16 protein-coding genes are annotated in these 17,078 nt (G+C 61.1%); 14 read left to right on the top strand and 2 right to left on the bottom strand.

Annotated features, from left to right (window positions below; translation table 11 throughout):
* Nucleotides 1–10 precede the first annotated feature (10 nt).
* From AA0535_RS02220 to recQ, 9 genes are all read left to right on the top strand, one after another.
* Nucleotides 11–1,297 carry a pyruvate dehydrogenase complex dihydrolipoamide acetyltransferase gene (locus AA0535_RS02220; RefSeq protein ID WP_264814275.1) on the top strand — a complete coding sequence of 429 codons (1,287 nt, stop codon included), beginning with the start codon at nucleotides 11–13 and terminating at the stop codon, nucleotides 1,295–1,297.
* 3 nt (nucleotides 1,298–1,300) lie between these two features.
* Nucleotides 1,301–2,704, top strand: a complete 1,404-nt coding sequence (lpdA, locus tag AA0535_RS02215; protein WP_264814274.1) for a dihydrolipoyl dehydrogenase — start codon at nucleotides 1,301–1,303, stop codon at nucleotides 2,702–2,704.
* A gap of 8 nt (nucleotides 2,705–2,712) precedes the next feature.
* Entirely contained in the window at nucleotides 2,713–3,696 is a 984-nt protein-coding gene (lipA, locus tag AA0535_RS02210) for a lipoyl synthase (protein ID WP_373319256.1), read from the top strand.
* Nucleotides 3,696–4,157, top strand: a complete 462-nt coding sequence (locus AA0535_RS02205; protein ID WP_264814271.1) for a type II toxin-antitoxin system RatA family toxin — start codon at nucleotides 3,696–3,698, stop codon at nucleotides 4,155–4,157. Before lipA ends, AA0535_RS02205 begins: the two co-directional genes overlap by 1 nt.
* 130 nt (nucleotides 4,158–4,287) lie before the next feature.
* On the top strand, nucleotides 4,288–4,602 hold the full coding sequence (locus AA0535_RS02200) for a hypothetical protein (protein ID WP_264814270.1): 315 nt from the start codon (nucleotides 4,288–4,290) through the stop codon (nucleotides 4,600–4,602).
* Nucleotides 4,603–5,018: 416 nt separating this feature from the next.
* A complete protein-coding gene (cydD, locus tag AA0535_RS02195) occupies nucleotides 5,019–6,755 on the top strand; it encodes a thiol reductant ABC exporter subunit CydD (protein ID WP_264814269.1) in 1,737 nt (578 codons plus the stop codon).
* Complete coding sequence (cydC, locus tag AA0535_RS02190; RefSeq protein ID WP_373319251.1) at nucleotides 6,752–8,446, top strand: thiol reductant ABC exporter subunit CydC; 1,695 nt, start codon at nucleotides 6,752–6,754, stop codon at nucleotides 8,444–8,446. The genes cydD and cydC overlap by 4 nt, the downstream gene beginning before the upstream one ends.
* Nucleotides 8,447–8,594: 148 nt before the next feature.
* A complete protein-coding gene (locus AA0535_RS02185) occupies nucleotides 8,595–8,993 on the top strand; it encodes an OmpA family protein (RefSeq protein WP_264814267.1) in 399 nt (132 codons plus the stop codon).
* Between the two features lie 24 nt (nucleotides 8,994–9,017).
* Entirely contained in the window at nucleotides 9,018–10,859 is a 1,842-nt protein-coding gene (recQ, locus tag AA0535_RS02180; protein ID WP_264814265.1) for a DNA helicase RecQ, read from the top strand.
* Between the two features lie 14 nt (nucleotides 10,860–10,873).
* Here the strand turns inward: recQ and AA0535_RS02175 are convergent, their stop codons facing one another.
* Nucleotides 10,874–11,356, bottom strand: coding sequence for a copper chaperone PCu(A)C (locus AA0535_RS02175; RefSeq protein ID WP_264814264.1), 483 nt, complete (start codon nucleotides 11,354–11,356; stop codon nucleotides 10,874–10,876).
* Nucleotides 11,357–11,428: 72 nt separating this feature from the next.
* On the opposite strand from AA0535_RS02175, the gene nrdR reads away from it, so the two are divergent.
* Genes nrdR through thiL form a run of 3 tightly spaced genes read left to right on the top strand, consistent with a single transcriptional unit; the run spans nucleotide 11,429 to nucleotide 13,381 of the window.
* Nucleotides 11,429–11,935, top strand: coding sequence for a transcriptional regulator NrdR (nrdR, locus tag AA0535_RS02170; RefSeq protein WP_264814263.1), 507 nt, complete (start codon nucleotides 11,429–11,431; stop codon nucleotides 11,933–11,935).
* Nucleotides 11,936–11,937: 2 nt separating this feature from the next.
* The gene (nusB, locus tag AA0535_RS02165; RefSeq protein ID WP_264814262.1) at nucleotides 11,938–12,435 is read left to right on the top strand and encodes a transcription antitermination factor NusB; all 498 of its coding nucleotides are present in this window, start codon (nucleotides 11,938–11,940) and stop codon (nucleotides 12,433–12,435) included.
* Nucleotide 12,436: 1 nt separating this feature from the next.
* Entirely contained in the window at nucleotides 12,437–13,381 is a 945-nt protein-coding gene (gene thiL, locus AA0535_RS02160; RefSeq protein ID WP_264814261.1) for a thiamine-phosphate kinase, read from the top strand.
* 91 nt (nucleotides 13,382–13,472) lie between these two features.
* Here the strand turns inward: thiL and AA0535_RS02155 are convergent, their stop codons facing one another.
* Entirely contained in the window at nucleotides 13,473–14,762 is a 1,290-nt protein-coding gene (locus AA0535_RS02155; protein ID WP_306310208.1) for a GNAT family N-acetyltransferase, read from the bottom strand.
* A gap of 80 nt (nucleotides 14,763–14,842) precedes the next feature.
* Between AA0535_RS02155 and AA0535_RS02150 the strand changes: the two genes are divergently transcribed.
* Nucleotides 14,843–15,649, top strand: coding sequence for an SDR family NAD(P)-dependent oxidoreductase (locus AA0535_RS02150; RefSeq protein WP_264814260.1), 807 nt, complete (start codon nucleotides 14,843–14,845; stop codon nucleotides 15,647–15,649).
* A gap of 138 nt (nucleotides 15,650–15,787) precedes the next feature.
* Nucleotides 15,788–16,762 carry a glucokinase gene (gene glk, locus AA0535_RS02145; RefSeq protein WP_264814331.1) on the top strand — a complete coding sequence of 325 codons (975 nt, stop codon included), beginning with the start codon at nucleotides 15,788–15,790 and terminating at the stop codon, nucleotides 16,760–16,762.
* Nucleotides 16,763–17,078 lie beyond the last annotated feature (316 nt).

Genomic DNA, 17,078 nt, shown 5'->3' with positions numbered 1-17,078 from the left:
GGCTGCGACCATGGCTACCAATATCCTGATGCCCGCTCTTTCTCCGACCATGACCGAGGGAACCCTCTCGCGCTGGCTGAAGAAGGAAGGCGACACGGTCAAATCGGGCGATCTGATTGCCGAGATCGAGACAGACAAGGCCACGATGGAAGTCGAGGCCGTCGATGAAGGCATTCTTGGGCGTATCGTCGTTCCTGAAGGCAGCGAGGGGGTGAAGGTCAACTCACCCATCGCTATCCTGGTCGACGAGGGCGAAGCCGTGCCGGATGCGGTCGACGCGCCAGCTGCAAAAAAGGCCGAACCCGCACCGCAAACCGCTGCCCAGCCCGCTTCTACCCCGGCCGCTCCGGCTCAATCCACTTCGGCCCAGTCCGCTCCCGCCCAGTCCGCTGCCTCGACGTCGCAGGCAGCGCCCGTCGCTGGGCCCACAGGCAAGCGCGTTTTTGCATCGCCTCTCGCGCGCCGCATCGCGTCGCAGAAGGGGATCGACCTCTCATCGCTGAAGGGGACAGGACCGAACGGGCGCATTCTTCGTCGCGACGTCGAGAATGCAAAGCCTGCTACCACGGGTGGTGCAGCCGCTCCGGTGACGGCGCCCGCCGAAGCGAAGCGCGTGCCCAACTCGTCTATGCGCAAGGTCATTGCGCGTCGCCTGAGCGAGTCCAAGCAGACCGTCCCGCATTTCTACGTCTCGGTGGATATCGAACTCGACGCGCTGCTCGCGCTGCGTTCCAAGCTCAATGCGGCCTCGCCGAGCGAGGGAGAGGGGCAGTTCAAGATCTCGGTCAATGACATGATGATCAAGGCTGTGGCTCTTGCCCTGCGCGACTGCCCGGGTCTGAATGTCCAGTATACCGAGGCAGAGACGCTGCATTTCCCCGAGATCGATATCTCGATGGCAGTCTCCATTCCCGATGGTCTGATCACCCCGATCATTCGTCAGGCCGACCGCAAATCCCTGCGCGCAATCAGCGCCGAGGCCCGCGATCTGGCCAAACGTGCGCGTGACGGCAAGCTGAAGCCCGAGGAATTCCAGGGCGGCACCTTCTCGATCTCGAATATGGGCATGTTCGGCGTGCGCGAGTTTGCGGCCATCATCAACCCGCCCCAGGCCGGTATTCTGGCGATTGCCGCAGGTGAAAAACGCGCTGTGGTGCGCGGTGACCAGCTTGCCGTTGCAACCGTCATGACGGCCACGCTCTCGGTCGATCATCGCGCCGTCGATGGTGCGCTGGGCGCCCAATGGTTGAACGCGCTGCGCGATATCGTTCAAAACCCCTATTCACTGGTGATCTGAGTCATGGACAAATTCGATCTGATCGTCGTCGGTGGCGGTCCGGGCGGGTATGTCGCTGCCCTGCGCGCCGCCCAGCTTGGCAAGAATGTCGCGGTGGTGGAAAGCACCCATCTGGGCGGTATCTGCCTCAACTGGGGTTGCATCCCGACAAAGGCGTTGCTGCGTGCCTCCGAACTGAACCATCAGCTCCACAATCTTGCCGAGTTCGGTTTCAGCGCGGAGAAGGTGAGCTTCGATATCGAGAAGGTGGTGGCCCGCTCACGCTCTGTCTCGCGCCAGCTTTCCCGTGGCGTGGCCGGCCTGCTGAAAAAGGCGAAGGTCAGGGTCTATGACGGCCGTGCGAAGCTCGCCGGGCGCGATGGCAAGGCGCATGTCGTCGCCATCACCAAGGATGGCAGTGAGACCGGCCGTATCGCAGCGCCGGATGTGATTCTGGCAACAGGGGCCCGAGCCCGCCACTTCCCTGGGCTCGAACCCGATGGCGAACTGGTCTGGACCTATCGCGAGGCGATGGTGCCCAAGGAACTGCCGAAGCGCCTCCTGGTGATCGGGTCCGGCGCGATTGGCGTCGAGTTCGCCTCCTTCTATCGCAACATGGGCGCGGAAGTGACCATCGCGGAGGTGGCGGACCGTATCATGATCGCCGAGGACGCCGAGATCAGCGCCATGGCTCAGAAGGCCTTCGAGAAGCAGGGCATCAAGGTGCTGACCGGCGCCAAGGTCGGCCCGCTTGAGAAGAAGGACGGAACGGTATCCACCCGGATCACCACAGCCTCGGGCACGACCGATCTGGTGGTGGACAAGGTGATTCTGGCTGTCGGGATCGTGGGGAATGTCGAGGATCTCGGTCTTGAGCAGACCAAGGTCAAGATCGACAAGACCCACATCATTGTCGATGAGTTCTGCCGCACCGGCGAGCCCGGCCTCTGGGCCATTGGCGACGTGGCCGGCGCGCCTTGGCTGGCGCACAAGGCGAGCCATGAGGGTGTGATCTGCGTCGAGAAGATTGCCGGGCACGATCCCGAGCCGCTCCATCCGCTCAACATCCCGGGGTGCACCTATAGCCGCCCTCAGGTCGCGTCCGTGGGACTGACCGAGGAGAAAGCCAAGGCGACGGGACGCAAGCTCAAGATCGGACGTTTTCCGTTCCTGGCCAACGGCAAGGCGCTGGCCATGGGAGAGCCGGACGGTCTGACCAAGACCATTTTCGACGCCGAAACCGGTGAGCTTTTGGGGGCGCACATGATCGGGGCCGAGGTCACCGAGATGATCCAGGGTTACGTCATCGCGCGCACCTCCGAATTGACCGAGGCCGAACTCAAGGAAACCGTTTTCCCGCATCCGACCATCTCGGAAACGATGCATGAATCGGTTCTTGCAGCTTGGGGTGGGGCACTCCACTTCTAGTCATGACCATGCAGCGCATCACCATCGATCACCGGAAGCCAGGCTCGCTTCGCCATCCTGAGAAGGCCAATCGGCCCGATAACCCGATCCAGCGCAAGCCAGACTGGATACGGGTGAGGGCGCCGAACAGCCCGGTCTATCAGGAGACGCGCAAGCTGATGCGCGACAACAGACTGGTGACGGTCTGTGAGGAAGCGGCCTGTCCGAATATCGGTGAATGCTGGTCGCAGCGTCATGCCACCATGATGATCATGGGGGAGATCTGTACCCGGGCCTGCTCGTTCTGCAATGTCACGACGGGTATGCCCAAGGTACTGGATACGGACGAACCGCAGCGCGTGGCCGAAGCCGTGGCCAAGCTCGGGTTGCGTCATGTGGTCATCACCTCGGTCGATCGCGACGATCTGGCCGATGGCGGTGCGCTCCACTTCGCGCAGACGATTGCACGGGTGCGCGAGGCCTCGCCGGAAACCACCATCGAGATCCTGACGCCGGATTTCCTGCGTAAGCCGGGGGCACTCGAGGTGGTCGTGAAGGCGCGCCCGGATGTTTTCAACCATAACATCGAAACCGTCCCCCGGCTCTATCCGTCTATCCGGCCGGGCGCGCGCTATTTCCAGTCCGTGCGCCTGCTGGACGATGTGAAGGCGCTCGATGCGTCCATCTTCACCAAATCCGGCCTGATGCTGGGCTTGGGTGAGGAGAAAATGGAAGTGGCGCAGGTGATGGATGATTTCCGTATTGCCGATGTCGATTTCATCACGATGGGGCAGTACCTGCAGCCCACGCCCAAACATGCGGCCGTCGCCAAGTTCGTGCCGCCTGATGAGTTTGAGGAGTTCGCCCGCATGGCGCGTGCCAAGGGCTTCCTTCAGGTCAGTTCGAGCCCGCTGACGCGCTCGTCCTACCATGCCGATTCAGATTTCGCAGCGCTGCGAGAGGCGCGACAGAACAGGCTGAAGCAGGACGCGCTTCTGCCGGAGAGACAATAATGCCCACCCATGCCGAGCAACGGTTGATCGCTTACAGTCCTGAACAGCTTTTCGATCTCGTGGCCGATGTGGGTGCCTATCCGCAGTTTCTTCCCTGGTGCGTCAAAGCCGTCATCAAATCGCGCACCGAGCAGGAGCTGGTGGCCGATCTCACCGTGGGATTCGGTCCGTTCCGCGAGACTTTCACTAGCCGCGTGTCGCTGGAACGACCCCACCGCATAAGGGTGCGTTACGAGAAGGGGCCGTTCCGTTATCTGAACAATGTCTGGACGTTCACCCCCGATCCTCGCGGATGCCTGGTAGATTTTTTTGTCGATTTCGAGTTCCGCTCGCGTCTGCTGCAAAACGCCATTGGTGTTGTGTTCAATGAGGGTGTGCGTCTGATGGTGTCGGCGTTCATCAAAAGGGCGCGCGATACTTATGGCGTGTCTTCGCAGCCCGGCGCCGTCATTCGCGACTGATCACGCGGTCGTTTTCGATTCCACAAGAAACTGCAACGGCTTCGTTACGTTTCGTGCTTATCGACGGGTATGAGCATGGTGCAAACCACGTCTCGCGCCCCGGGATCCGCGAATTCTGAAAGGAAGTCACATGAAGTTCTCTGCTATGGGTGCCACGCTGATGGCCGCTACCTTTGCCATTGCCACCCCTGCTTTCGCAAAGCACACGCCGCATAAGGCGCATTCGAGCAAGACAGCGATGCACCATCAGAAAGCAGACAAGGGCTCGGCTTCCACCGAAGATCTGAATGCCCGCAGCCTGCAGCAGGCCCAGACCCCGGTTCCCGCAACCGCACCGGCCTCTGCCCCGACGGCCAGCGCGACCGCTCCGGCACCGGCTCCGATGCCGATGGATAACTCGATGAAGATGCCTGCCTCTTCGATGCCAGCATCGTCGGGTCAATAACACTCAACCTGCATGATCGCGGAGCGCTCGAACCGAGGTCATACAGCTGGGCTCGATCATTGAGATCGAGCCGCAAGATAAACCCCGCCGCTCGACGGCGGGGTTTTGTTTCGCGCGGCGGTGCATTAGGCCTCGCCGAACACTGGATTGTTCGGGTGCACCGATGCTCGGCATCCCTCTACGTTTCGGACCCGCACGGCCGAACCTAGATAAGCGTCCATCCCACGACATCACTTTGACGTCTCAGCTTCGGGGAGGACGCGGTTGGCAGCGCGATCATAGGCTGACCCGCTGCACGTCGTGAAGCGCACGACACCTGCACCTTCACTCCTCGTCACGAAAAACGGCTTAATGTTCTGCAATCTGGCTGTCCGATCACTACCGTTTCGCCCCAGCATTGCCTATATCCCAGCGTCATGAGCGGCGTAGACAAGAAACTGGTTCGGGCCTGGGTCCGGCAGCAAGCGGGGCCGGCCAAGCGCGCAGCCCTCCCTGTCGTGATTTCAGGAGCTCTTGGTACCCTTATTGGCATCGGCCAGGCCTGGTGTCTGGCAGCCATCATCGGCAACGTGCTGGTGGCACGCATCTTCCCTGATCTGGCGCCACAAGCGACGACCCATACCGCGATCGGGCTGATCGCTGCCTTCGCAGCTTTGTCCGTGCTGCGCGCTTTATCCATCTGTGTTCAGGAGCTTTTTGCAGCTCGGGCCGGTATCGTGGCGCGGGCGCGCCTGCGTCGATCGGTCCTCGATTCTGTCATCGATATCGGTCCAGCTCTCCTCCGGCGTCAGCACTCCGCTGAGATCGCTTCGCTACTCGTAGACCGAATCGAGGTACTCGATGGCTATTTTGCCCGTTGGCTTCCTGCCTCAATGACCTGGATGGTTTTCCCCGCTCTTGTGCTGATTGCCGTGTTCGTGGTCGATCCCAGGGCGGCGCTGATCCTTGCAATATGCGGGGCCCTTGTTCCTGTGTCTCAGGCCGTGTTCGGCATCGGGGCAGCGCTGGCATCCAGAAACCAGTTTCTGGCTATGGTCCGCCTGCAGGCGAGGTTCCTTGACCGCATCCGTGGCGTAGCCACCATTGTGCTGGCTAATGCGACGGACCGCGAGGCTGAGGCTCTCTCACGCTCCGCCGACGATCTGCGCCGCAGGACGATGAAGATCCTGCGCGTCGCATTTCTCTCCTCCGCGGCAATCGATATCGCCATGGTTGCGGCCATCATCTTGATTGTTCTGACGCAGGGACATTTCGTTCATCTCAACGGATTGGCGGCCCCGAGCATTCACCCTTCGCCCCATCTGACCGGAACAGTTTTCGCACTGTTTCTCGTGCCGGAGTTCTTTGCGCCTTTCCGGGGGCTTGCTCTTGCCTATCAGGACCGCGCCCATGCGGCGGGCGCCGCCGAGGCTATGGAAGGGCTCAATAGCGGTCTCGCCGCTCCCGAGGGCGAGATCGCGCAAGAGCGCGAGACGCCCGTACTCGTCGTGAACGTCCGGGCAGAAAATCTCTCCTATCGCTGGAAGGATCATGGTCCGCTCATTCTGGACGGAATCGATTTCGCGGTGGCTCCGGATGACATTCTCCTGCTCGACGGTCCCTCAGGGGCAGGAAAATCCACCCTGATCGAGTTGTTGCTCGGGTTCATTCAGCCCGTCTCGGGCCGCATCCTGTTCAATGATCAGGATATCGCTACGATGAGGGGACGCGATATCGCGCGTCATCTCGCCTGGATCGGGCAAAAGCCGGTGCTCTTCGCCGGGACATTGCGCGACAATCTGATCTTCGCCCGCCCGGATGCGACCGAGGACGAACTGCAGCGCGCTATCGAAGCGGCTGCGATCGACAGTTTCCTGCCTCTGCTCCCCGATGGGCTTGAGACGGCGATAGGAGAGGGCGGGTTCGGCCTTTCGGGTGGTCAGGCCCAACGTATCGCGATTGCGCGCGCCTATCTTAAGGACGCGCCACTTCTGCTGCTCGATGAGCCTACCGCCCATCTTGACCCACAGACGGAGCACGAGATCATCGCCTCCCTGCGTTCGCTCTCGCAGGGGAGGACAGTGATCCTGAGCTCCCACTCGAAGACCATGAAGGCTCTCGCGACGATGTCGCTATCCCTTGGATCAGATGGCGATGGGGAGGCTCGGACATGAGCAGGATAGGGAACATCCCTTCGCGATCTGCACGTCCGGGCAGGACGGGGGCTTTTCATGCTTTGGCCCGCATTCTTGAGGTCTGGCGGCCTTACTATGGGCGCCTCGGCTTTGGTCTGCTGCTCTCTGCTCTCGCGGCACTGAGCGGATTTGCCCTGATGTGGAACGCAGGGTTGAGTGTCACATCGCTGGCATTGGGCGCGGGTATTGCTTTCGGATTGATGCGTCTGTTCGGCGGTGGACGCATCGCCCTACGCTACGCTGAACGGTTATTCGCTCACGATGCGATGTTCAGGGCGCTCGCTGCTCTGCGCGTGTGGTTCTTCCGTCATCTGGCGCAGGGGGCTGCCGCCGGACTGGGGTTCAGGCGTGCGGGCGATCTTCTGAACCGTCTGGTTGGCGATATCGAACTGCTCGATAATCTTTATCTTCGTATCGCCGTGCCGGCGCTGGGCTTCCTCATTGCTTTGCCTGTCCTTGTCTATGTTGCGTTACAGGAATCGGCATCCCTGGGCCTTGCTCTGGGAATACTTTTCATCGTGGCGGGGTGTGTGATCCCGCTTCTTGCAGCCAAGAGAAGCGCGCGCCGCAGCCAATCCATTCTCCACGCTGAGTCGTCGCTGCGCGTGGCGGCTCTCGATCTTGCGACCGGCCTTCGCGAAGCTCGTGCCTTTTCGGGAGAGACCCTTCTTGCTGAGCGTATCACCGGCGAGGAGGCGCGGCTGCATGAGGCGCAACTCGTCCAGGCCCAGGCTATGGCGCAAGCCGGAGCCTTGTCCTATCTGCTTGGGCAGGCGGCTCTGGTCATGATTCTCCTCGGCCTTGTCGGATTCCCAGGCGTGACGGTCAGTCTTGTCTCTGGTGTGGCACTGATCTTCCTCACCGGGACGATCTTCGAATCAGTCGGCACCTTGTCACGCACAAGCGTGCTCGCCGGGCGTGTCGGTCAGGCAGCAGAACGTGTTGTAGCGATTGCCGAGGAAGACCAATCGGCGCTCGAGCCGGGATGTGCCGCTCCCGAGGCCGGAGATCTCGTGCTTCACGATGTCACCTATCGCTGGGACCCAAAGCGATCACCGGTTCTCGAAGAGCTCAGCCTCACCATAAGGGCCGGAGAACACGTGGCGCTTATCGGTCCCTCGGGCGCGGGGAAATCCAGCCTCGCCGCCCTGATACTCAAGGTTGCCCGTCCCGAAAAAGGCGAGATCCTGTTCGGTGGTCATGATATTGCGACACTCGACACGGCATCCTTGCGAGGCAAGATCGGTTGGCTCTCGCAGTCCACGCATCTCTTTGCAGATACCATCCGCAACAACCTGCTGCTCGGGCGTGACGACGTGGCGGACGCCCTTTTATGGGATGCGCTTGAGAAAGCGGAGATGGCAGAAACCGTTCAGGCCCTACCGGAAGGTCTGGACAGCTGGGTCGGGGAAGGGGGCGCGCTGCTCTCCGGAGGACAGGGACGACGTATCGCTCTGGCGCGTACACTGCTTCAGGACGCACCCATCATGGTGCTGGATGAGCCTGCAACGGGTCTTGATTCGGCCACTGAGCGCGCCTTCCTCGGTACGCTCGGGCGCTCCATGCGGGGACGCACGGTCATCTTGATCGCTCATCGTCTGACCGGCGTGGAGAAGTTGGATCGGATCTGGCGTCTGGAAGAGGGAAGGGCGGTTCCGCTCCCGGTCTGAACAAGTCGCTTGTGAGGCTTTCGAGGGGCAACCGGTGCTCATGGTTGTCTCGGGCATCGCGTCGGCAGTCTGCTTGACGGAAAGACTGTCACACGGCAGTGACAGAACCACGGAACCGTGGCTGTCACGGCGATTCGAAAAGGAAATAATGATGCGTCGTCTGCCAGTGATGTTGTCGGTATGTGCTTTCGCCGGGCTGACGGCCTGCACCGGCACGGGTGATCGCGACCGTTATCCCGTCTTTTTCGAACCCGCCTCCACCTCCATCTCACCGACGGCGCAGAGCATCATCGACAAGGCGGCGTCTGACGCCCGCGCGAGCCACGCCAAGGTGGTTGAGGTGATCGGTCATGCAGGTGCCCGTGGCGATCTGTCCACCGATGAAATGCTGTCCGTCGAGCGCGCCAAGGTGGTGGCGGCGGCCCTTACAAAGGCCGGTATCGACGGGGCGCAGATCACCCAGATCGCCCGTCCGCCCAAGAACAACGAGGATGCGCGCGTAGCGTCTCGCGTTGTGACCATCGAGATCGACCCTTCGACCCCCTGATCCAGACCGGACATCACCCGCTCTTTGACCCCTGTCGATACACTTGACGCCAGCCTTGGCCATGGCGCGACACCCGACGCGGTTCTGAACCGTGTTTTCGGGTTCGCGTCTTTCCGTGGCCAGCAGCAGGACGTTATCGATGCGGTGATGGCGGGAGACGATGTCCTCGTCATTATGCCGACCGGCGGCGGCAAGAGTCTCTGTTATCAGGTGCCCGCTCTGTGCCGTCCCGGGATGGGGCTCGTCATCTCTCCCCTGATCGCGTTGATGGATGATCAGGTGGCGGCCCTCCGTCAGCTCGGCGTCAATGCCGCAGCGCTGCACTCCGAGCTCGACCCGGACCGCCTGGAGCAGGTTAGAGGCGATCTGCGCGACGGGCGGCTCGACATTCTCTACATATCGCCTGAGCGTCTGGTCTCGCCGGGCACGGCACGCTGGCTCGCGCGCAACCCGGTTTCGGTGCTGGCGATAGACGAGGCCCACTGCGTTTCGGCCTGGGGGCACGAATTCCGCCCTGAATATCGCGCGCTGGCGGATCTGCCGAGTATCTTTCCCGGCGTACCGCGCATTGCCCTGACCGCAACAGCGGATTCACGGACGCAGGACGATATCCTTCAGGCGCTCGGCATGCCCGAGGCGCGGCGGCTCACTTCGAGCTTCCATCGCCCCAATCTTTTTCTGGCGGCCTCGCCGAAGGGATCTGAAACGAGACAGGTGCAGGACGCGCTGGAGCGTCATAAGGAAGACGCCAGCATCGTCTATTGTGGCAGCCGCAACCGTACGGAGCGTATGGCGAAAAGCCTGAGGGAGCGCGGCTTCAATGCCCTGCCGTTCCATGCAGGACTGTCCTCGCAGGAAAAACATGCAACCCTCATGCGCTTTCGCAGCGGCGAGCCCATGGTCATCGTGGCAACGGTTGCTTTTGGCATGGGGATCGACCGTCCAGATGTGCGCTGTGTGGTGCATCTCGATATGCCAGCCTCACCGGAGGCCTATTATCAACAGATCGGTCGTGCCGGTCGCGATGGCGAACCCGCCGACACGCTCCTCCTGTATGGTGGGGAGGACATGGCCAGGGCCAGATACTGGCTCGAACAATCCAGCGCGCCCGATACCGAAAAGCGTGTGATGCAGGCACGGCTGGAGAGCATGATCGCCCTGACCGAGACCGTGGGGTGCCGTACCCAGGCATTGCTCGCCTGTTTCGGAGAAGCGCTCGATACACCTTGCGGGCATTGCGATAATTGTCGCAGTCCGGCCGAGACATTCGACGGCACGGAGGCCGCGCAAAAAGTGCTGTCGGCCATCTATCGGACGGGTCAGCGTTTCGGCGCAGTCCATCTGACCACAGTGCTCCGGGGTAAGCTGACCGAAGCGATCGAGCGCCACGCTCACCAGCATCTGACCGTGTTCGGGGTTGGCAGGGAGCACTCCGAGCAGTGGTGGAGGGGCGTTATCCGTCAGCTTATTGCACGGGGCGCTATTCGCATGAGCGGTGACCATGGAACGCTCGGTCTCGATGTCGACGCCGCCAGGCCGATCCTGCGCGGTGAGGAAAAACTCAGGTTGAGGGTCGACCCGCTCAAAGCGGCAGCGAGCGCAGGGCGCTCCCTGCCAGCCTCTACGGTCATCGACTCTCTCGATGACGAGGAACGAAAGCGTTTCGAAGCCCTACGTCGCTGGCGCCGCGACGAGGCGCGTGAGCAGGAGATACCGCCCTATGTCATCTTCCACGATGCCGTTCTGAGCGAGATTGCCCGGGAGAACCCGGAGAGCGTCGAGGAGCTTTCTGTCATCAAGGGGGTGGGGTCATCCAAGCTGAAACGCTACGGCGATGCTGTGATCGCCGTGCTCGAGGAGACCTGACCAGCCGCGTTTCGTCAGTCCTTGAGAGTGAAATTGACCGTGGTGGACGTGCCACCCAGGAATTTGAAGGTGAGGGGTACAGCGTCGCCCGTTTTGACCGTGTCGGGGAAATTCCGGCAGATCAGGTGATAGCCGCCTACAGGAAAGACCATCGTCATCTCGGCAGGTATGGTGAAGTGCGAGAAAAGCGACGCTGTATGACTCGTCACCTCCTGCTCACTGTGAAACGCCTCCACAGCAGCACAATCCGGTGACGTCACGCCCGTGATCAGATGCGGCTCATGGCCCTTGTTCACGATGGTGAAATAGGCGGCCGCCAGGCCGGGATAATGCGGCGCACGACGCATCCAGCCGCCAATCGTGATATCGCGATTGGCGTTTTTTTGTCCGGGAACATTATCATCATCTGTCTGGGCCATGGCCTGAGGCATGCCCAGCGCAAGTCCTGCCAGGCAAACTGTCATGAGCAGTGCGGGAAATGCTTGCACTCTTGTCACTGATACGCTCCTTTCTGCCCCCGGCTCGCCGGCCGGGCCGTGCCATACGCTGCCCATCAGGGGGAAACTCTCATGAACTGCCCGTTCTGTGGCCATGAAGATACGCAGGTCAAGGATAGTCGTTCGACAGATGACGGCGCGGCAATTCGTCGTCGGCGTGTCTGCGCAGGTTGTGCCCAGCGCTTTACGACGATCGAGCGGGTCCAGTTGCGCGAATTGACTGTCACCAAGATGGACGGGCGACGCGTGCCTTTTGATCGCGACAAGCTGGCCCGTTCCATTCGTATCGCCCTGCGCAAGCGTCCGGTGGAGGAAGACCGTCAGGAGCGTATCGTCAACGGGCTTGTCCGCCAGTTGGAAGCGTCCGGTGAAACCGAAATTTCTTCCGCCCGGATCGGGGAATTGGCCATGGACGCATTGCACAGCATCGACGGTGTCGCTTATGTGCGCTTTGCAAGTGTATATCGCGATTTCCGCGAGGTAGAGGCTTTCTCGAAGCTCCTGACGGATATGCGTCCCGGTGAGGAAGGGGACAGCCTTTCGCCGATGGTAGAGCGCGAGAAAGACAAGGAAGTATAAGAATGACCGACGAGACACAGACAAAGAATCCGCCGAAGCGCTCGCGTACTGTGGCGCGTGTGGCCGCCGTGCAGGCATTGTTCCAGTGCGAGCAGGGCGGCGAAAACGCCGAGACGGTCATCAGCCAGTTCCAGCGTCATCGTCTGGCTGGCAGTGCCGAAAACGGCTTCGACGATGGCTATGTGCCCGATGCGGATTTCAAGCTGTTCGGTCTGATCGTCAAGGGCGCCACACTGGCGCAGGACCGTATCGATACGGCTCTGGCCGATGCCCTTCCCGAAAGCTGGCCTCTCAGCCGCCTCGACCCCGTGCTGCGTGCTCTCCTGCGCGCGGGTGCATGGGAACTGGGTCAGGATGTCCCCGCCCGTGTTGTGATCAACGAATATCTCGACGTGGCCCATGGATTTTTCTCCGGCGATGAAGCGCGTCTCGTCAACGGCGTGCTCGATGCACTGACGCGTAAAACCGAAGCCGAGAAGAACGGGTCTGACGCTTCCTGAGATGAGCGGCGGCGAGTTCGACTTTATCGATCGTTTCTTTGCGCCTCTCGCTGGCGAGGGCGCTCTTGGGCTTGGCGATGACGCCGCTCTGATCGGTCTGGCCCCGGATCGAGAGCTCGTTCTCTCGACCGACACACTGGTCGAGGCGGTGCATTTCCTGCCGGATGATCCTGCCGAGACGATCAGCCGCAAGCTCCTGCGTGTCAGCCTGTCCGACTGCGCGGCAATGGGCGCGCGACCGCGAGGCTACCTGCTGAATATCAGTCGCCCGGCTGCTTTCGACGATCAGTGGTTTGCGAGCTTCAGCACAGGGCTCGCCCTCGATCAGAAGCTCTACGATGTTGTCCTGCTTGGTGGCGATACGACCAGCACCAGAGGCCCCCTCGTTTTGAGCCTCACCATATTAGGGGAGGTCGAACGTGGCCGCGCCGTGCGCCGTTCAGGGGCGCAGTTGGGCGATACCCTATGGGTAACCGGCACGGTCGGGGACGCCGCTCTCGGTCTGCAGGCTTTGCTAGGCGAATTGCCGGATGAGGATGGCTATCTGGCGGATCGCTATCGTCTGCCGCGCCCACGTACCGCGTTTCCTTTGGCTGGATTGGCGCATGCCGGAATGGACATCTCCGATGGTCTGGTGCAGGACGCCGGACATCTGGCCCGGCAGAGCGCTGTACGCCTCGAGATCGATGCGGCAAGCATTCCTCTTTCCCCGCAGGCGGCCAAGACGGGGGAGGCGTGGTTTGAAACCTGTCTGACAGGGGGGGACGACTACGAACTGCTCTTCACGGCCCCGGAGGAGCATAGCACCGCCATCATGAGTGCGTCGCGCGAGGCGGGAATTGCGGTGACCCGCATAGGGCGGGTGACAGCCGGTCAGGGCGTCGTTGTGCTTGATGCTAAGGGGCAGGAGATGCGCCTGTCACGAACTGGCTGGCAGCATTTCTGACCTAATATGTCCTATGGCGGCGGTGTATTCCCTTAAGACAGGACCGAGCAATTTCCAGCACTGACAGCCGAAACCGACCGACGCCGCAGGTTCAGTTGTGTCGGCTCGGGATGGCTTTTTCGTAAAGGCGATGGACCTTGTTCGGTTCCGGCACGAGCCTTTTGACGAGATTCAGCATCGGCGTGTTCGTATCCAGGATCCAGCCCAGTTCCACTGATTTATAGGGAAGTGTGGCGCGACGACGGATGAGTTCGTCAATGGCCAGAGACGGCATCAGCGCACCCAGCACGGTGCCACGGACCTTGTGTGAGACCCCAAGCAGAATCACGCGGGCTGACTCGAAACGATGCCCCACCAGACGCGCGCCGAGCTTCACCCAGCCGAGCGGAGAGGGCGCTCCATCGATGCCGCGTGCGATATCGAAGATATTCGGCACGACCAGTGCCATGGCGGCGGGCTCGCCTGCGTGATCGATCTGCACGTAATGCTCGGGACGAAGCACCAGCTTGAGCTGCTCGATCAGTCCCTCCATCTCGTAGGATTGCAGGGGCACGAAATTATAGGTCCCGGCCCAGGCATCGTTATACAGCGAACGCAGGACCTCTCCTTGCGCGGTGATCTCTTTTTTGGAGAGATGCGATACGGTCACATCGCCGAGCTTGCCCTCTCCGGGCTTCATGGCGCCGGGAACAATATGACGGTCATCGAGATCGTCGGTCAGGTCGAGCTTGAAAGTCAGGAGATCGCGTGTCGGCTCCAGGCCCAGAGCCTCCAGGATCGGCCCCAGGGCAGGAGGATGCCAGGGGGTGCCGATCATCGGATCTTCCATATGCCCGTCGATCATGAGGCCGGATTCACCATGATAGCCTAGCGTGACCGGCCCCCGCATGCGAGCCATGCCCTGATCGCGCAGCCACGCCTCTGCCGTGTCGAGCAAAGCCCGGACGATTTCATGCTCGGGGAGGGCATCAAGGGCGCCGAACCAGCCGATCTTTTCGTCCCAGGCTTCGAGTGCCTTCGCGTCGACCACGGCCGAAATACGCCCGACCGGCTCATTGCCGCGCCATGCGATGAAGCATCGTACCGATGCATGACGATAGATGCCGTTGCGCTTGGGATCGAGCAGGTCGTTCTGCTCCATATCCAGAGGCGCCACGTAGCCCGGCATTCCCTTGTAAAGCACCCGCGGCAGCCGGATAAATGCTTTCAGCTCTTTACGAGTGAGGACAGGTCGGACAATCAGGTCGGCATCGGTGGGAGGAAGCTCTTGCCATGATTTCGTGTCGATCATCTTGTCGAGCACGACGCCGTTGTCCCCGGGGATACGCTCAGCAACCTGCTGTTCAGCGACAAACTGGCGGAGATCTTCTGCGTCCGGCAAGGTTCACTCTCTATCACGGCATGAGCGGTCCTACCCCATGGTATGACCGTGCATCCGTGTCATTGATGAAAGCGCGTTGAATGTCACGTCCGGAGCGATTTGCAAAGCTGAACTTTGCACCCAGACACGTCCTCATTACCGGAGCCTCGGGAGGATTGGGAAAAGCCCTTGCCTGTCACTATGCGCAGCCCGCGGTACAACTCACATTATGGGGTCGAAACGAATCGCGTTTGCAGGCCGTGGCCGATCAGTGCCGTGCACGGGGAAGCACCGTCGAGATCCATTCTCTTGCCCTGACCGATATCGATAATGGCGTCTCCCTTCTGGAAGCGTGTGACGATGCCCGCCCCGTGGACCTTCTGATCCTGAATGCTGGTGTCTCGGATATACGGCCTGAGGGTGCTCTGACAGAGACGGTGGATGCTGTGAGGGAGGCCGCACTGGTTAATTACGCGGCGCCCGTGACGCTTGCGACCGCTGCCGCGGCGAGGATGGCCCCGCGCCGATATGGACGTATCGCGTTTATCGGCTCCGTCGCAGCGCATCACGATCTGCCTTTTGCGTCGGCCTATAGTAGTTCCAAAGCGGGGCTTTCCCGGTTTTCGACCTGTCTCCACGCCGCGATGGCGCCTCTTGGGGTTGGCGTCACCCTCGTCGAGCCTGGATATATCGACACCGCCATGAGCCGTCGCCTGGATGGCGCGCGTCCCTTCCTCATATCGGCAGAGGATGCGGCGTCGCGTATTGCCGGTGCAGTCGCCGTCAATCGGGCCGTTCTCGTGTTTCCCAGGGTGTTTCTAGTGCTAAAGTTTCTCTCGGCGCTCGTTCCGCGTGGTATCGCCCATCGTCTTCTGCGTTTGGCTGAGGTCAAGCAGAGGGGCCAATAGAGGTTTTGCGGTGCGAGGTGTTGACGACACAGAAATAGCCTGCGACTGCTTCCTCACGATTTACGGCGCAGTCGGCTCAGGACAGGCCCGCTCTGACTGACCCCCGACTTTCTAACGTCCCCGGAACTGGAGTTCGTGATGCAGGATATTGTCACTATCGATATTGGGGGCACGAACGCGCGTTTCGCGATCGCCAAGGTCGATCAGGGTCGCGTTGTCGATCTTGGCGAGGCAACCACGCTCCGGACGGCGGACCATGCAAGCCTTGCTCTGGCCTGGGAAGCGTTCGGACGCACGCTTGATCGCGAATTGCCGCGTTACGCGGGTATGGCGATTGCCTGTCCGATCCAGGGCGAGACACTGAAGATGACCAATAATCCCTGGGTCATCCAACCGGCCATGCTTGCAGAGCGTCTGCATTTGCAGGATTTCACGCTGGTGAATGATTTTGGCGCGGTCGGTCACGCGGTCGCACAGATCGATGAGCGCTATCTCGAACATCTCTGCGGACCGGATCGCCCCCTGCCGACGGAAGGCACGACCACGATCGTCGGGCCGGGAACCGGGCTGGGTGCGGCTTGTCTGCTGCGACGCAAAGGGCAGTATTTTGTCATCGAGACGGAGGGTGGCCATATCGACTTTGCGCCACTCGATGAGTTCGAGGACAAGATCCTGCGTGCTCTGCGTCGGCGCTTCCGCCGCGTCTCAGCCGAGCGCATCGTCTCAGGTCCCGGTCTGACCAATCTTTATGAGATCATCGCCGAAATGCAGGGCCTGCCGATCACCATGCGCGATAACAAGGCGTTGTGGGAAATGGCCATGGAAGGCCGCGATTCCATGGCGTCTGCAGCGCTCGAGCGCTTCTTCCTCTCGCTCGGTGCCGTGGCGGGCGATCTGGCTCTCGCGCATCGAGCGCAGGGCGTCGTGATTGCGGGTGGTCTCGGCCTTCGCGTCGCAGACCGCTTGCCGCACTCAGGTTTTGCGGAGCGTTTCGTGGCCAAGGGACGGTTCGAGAGCATGATGGGCGATATGCCCGTCAAGATCATTACCCACCCGCAGCCCGGTCTGTTCGGCGCGGCTGCAGCCTTCGCGTCGGATCATCCGGAACTCTGAAGTTAAAGATCTTATCCCGGGGGCTCAGGCCCTCGGGAGGCCCGATTCTGATCGAGCCCTGACCTTGATCAGGTCTAGAGCAATACTCCTGCGTCATGCACGGTCTGATAGCTGCGTCACGATGATGACCTGTTCGCAGCCGCATACAGAGACCTTGTCGGCACCAATCAGGAGGTGGTCCGTCAAACGGGCTGACCGGCCAAACGTGGTCTCAGTCATCTGATATCGATATAAAAGACAGTATCACGGCCTTGGGATGCTTTGAGACACGTATTGAGACTGTTGGGGTCACTGCGTCTCAATTTGAACGAAGAGT

The sequence above is a fragment of the Asaia krungthepensis NRIC 0535 genome, from assembly GCF_025995175.1.
Taxonomy (GTDB): domain Bacteria; phylum Pseudomonadota; class Alphaproteobacteria; order Acetobacterales; family Acetobacteraceae; genus Asaia; species Asaia krungthepensis.
The sequence above is the reverse complement of the archived record's forward strand: the minus strand, read 5'-3'. Positions and strand labels throughout refer to the sequence as shown.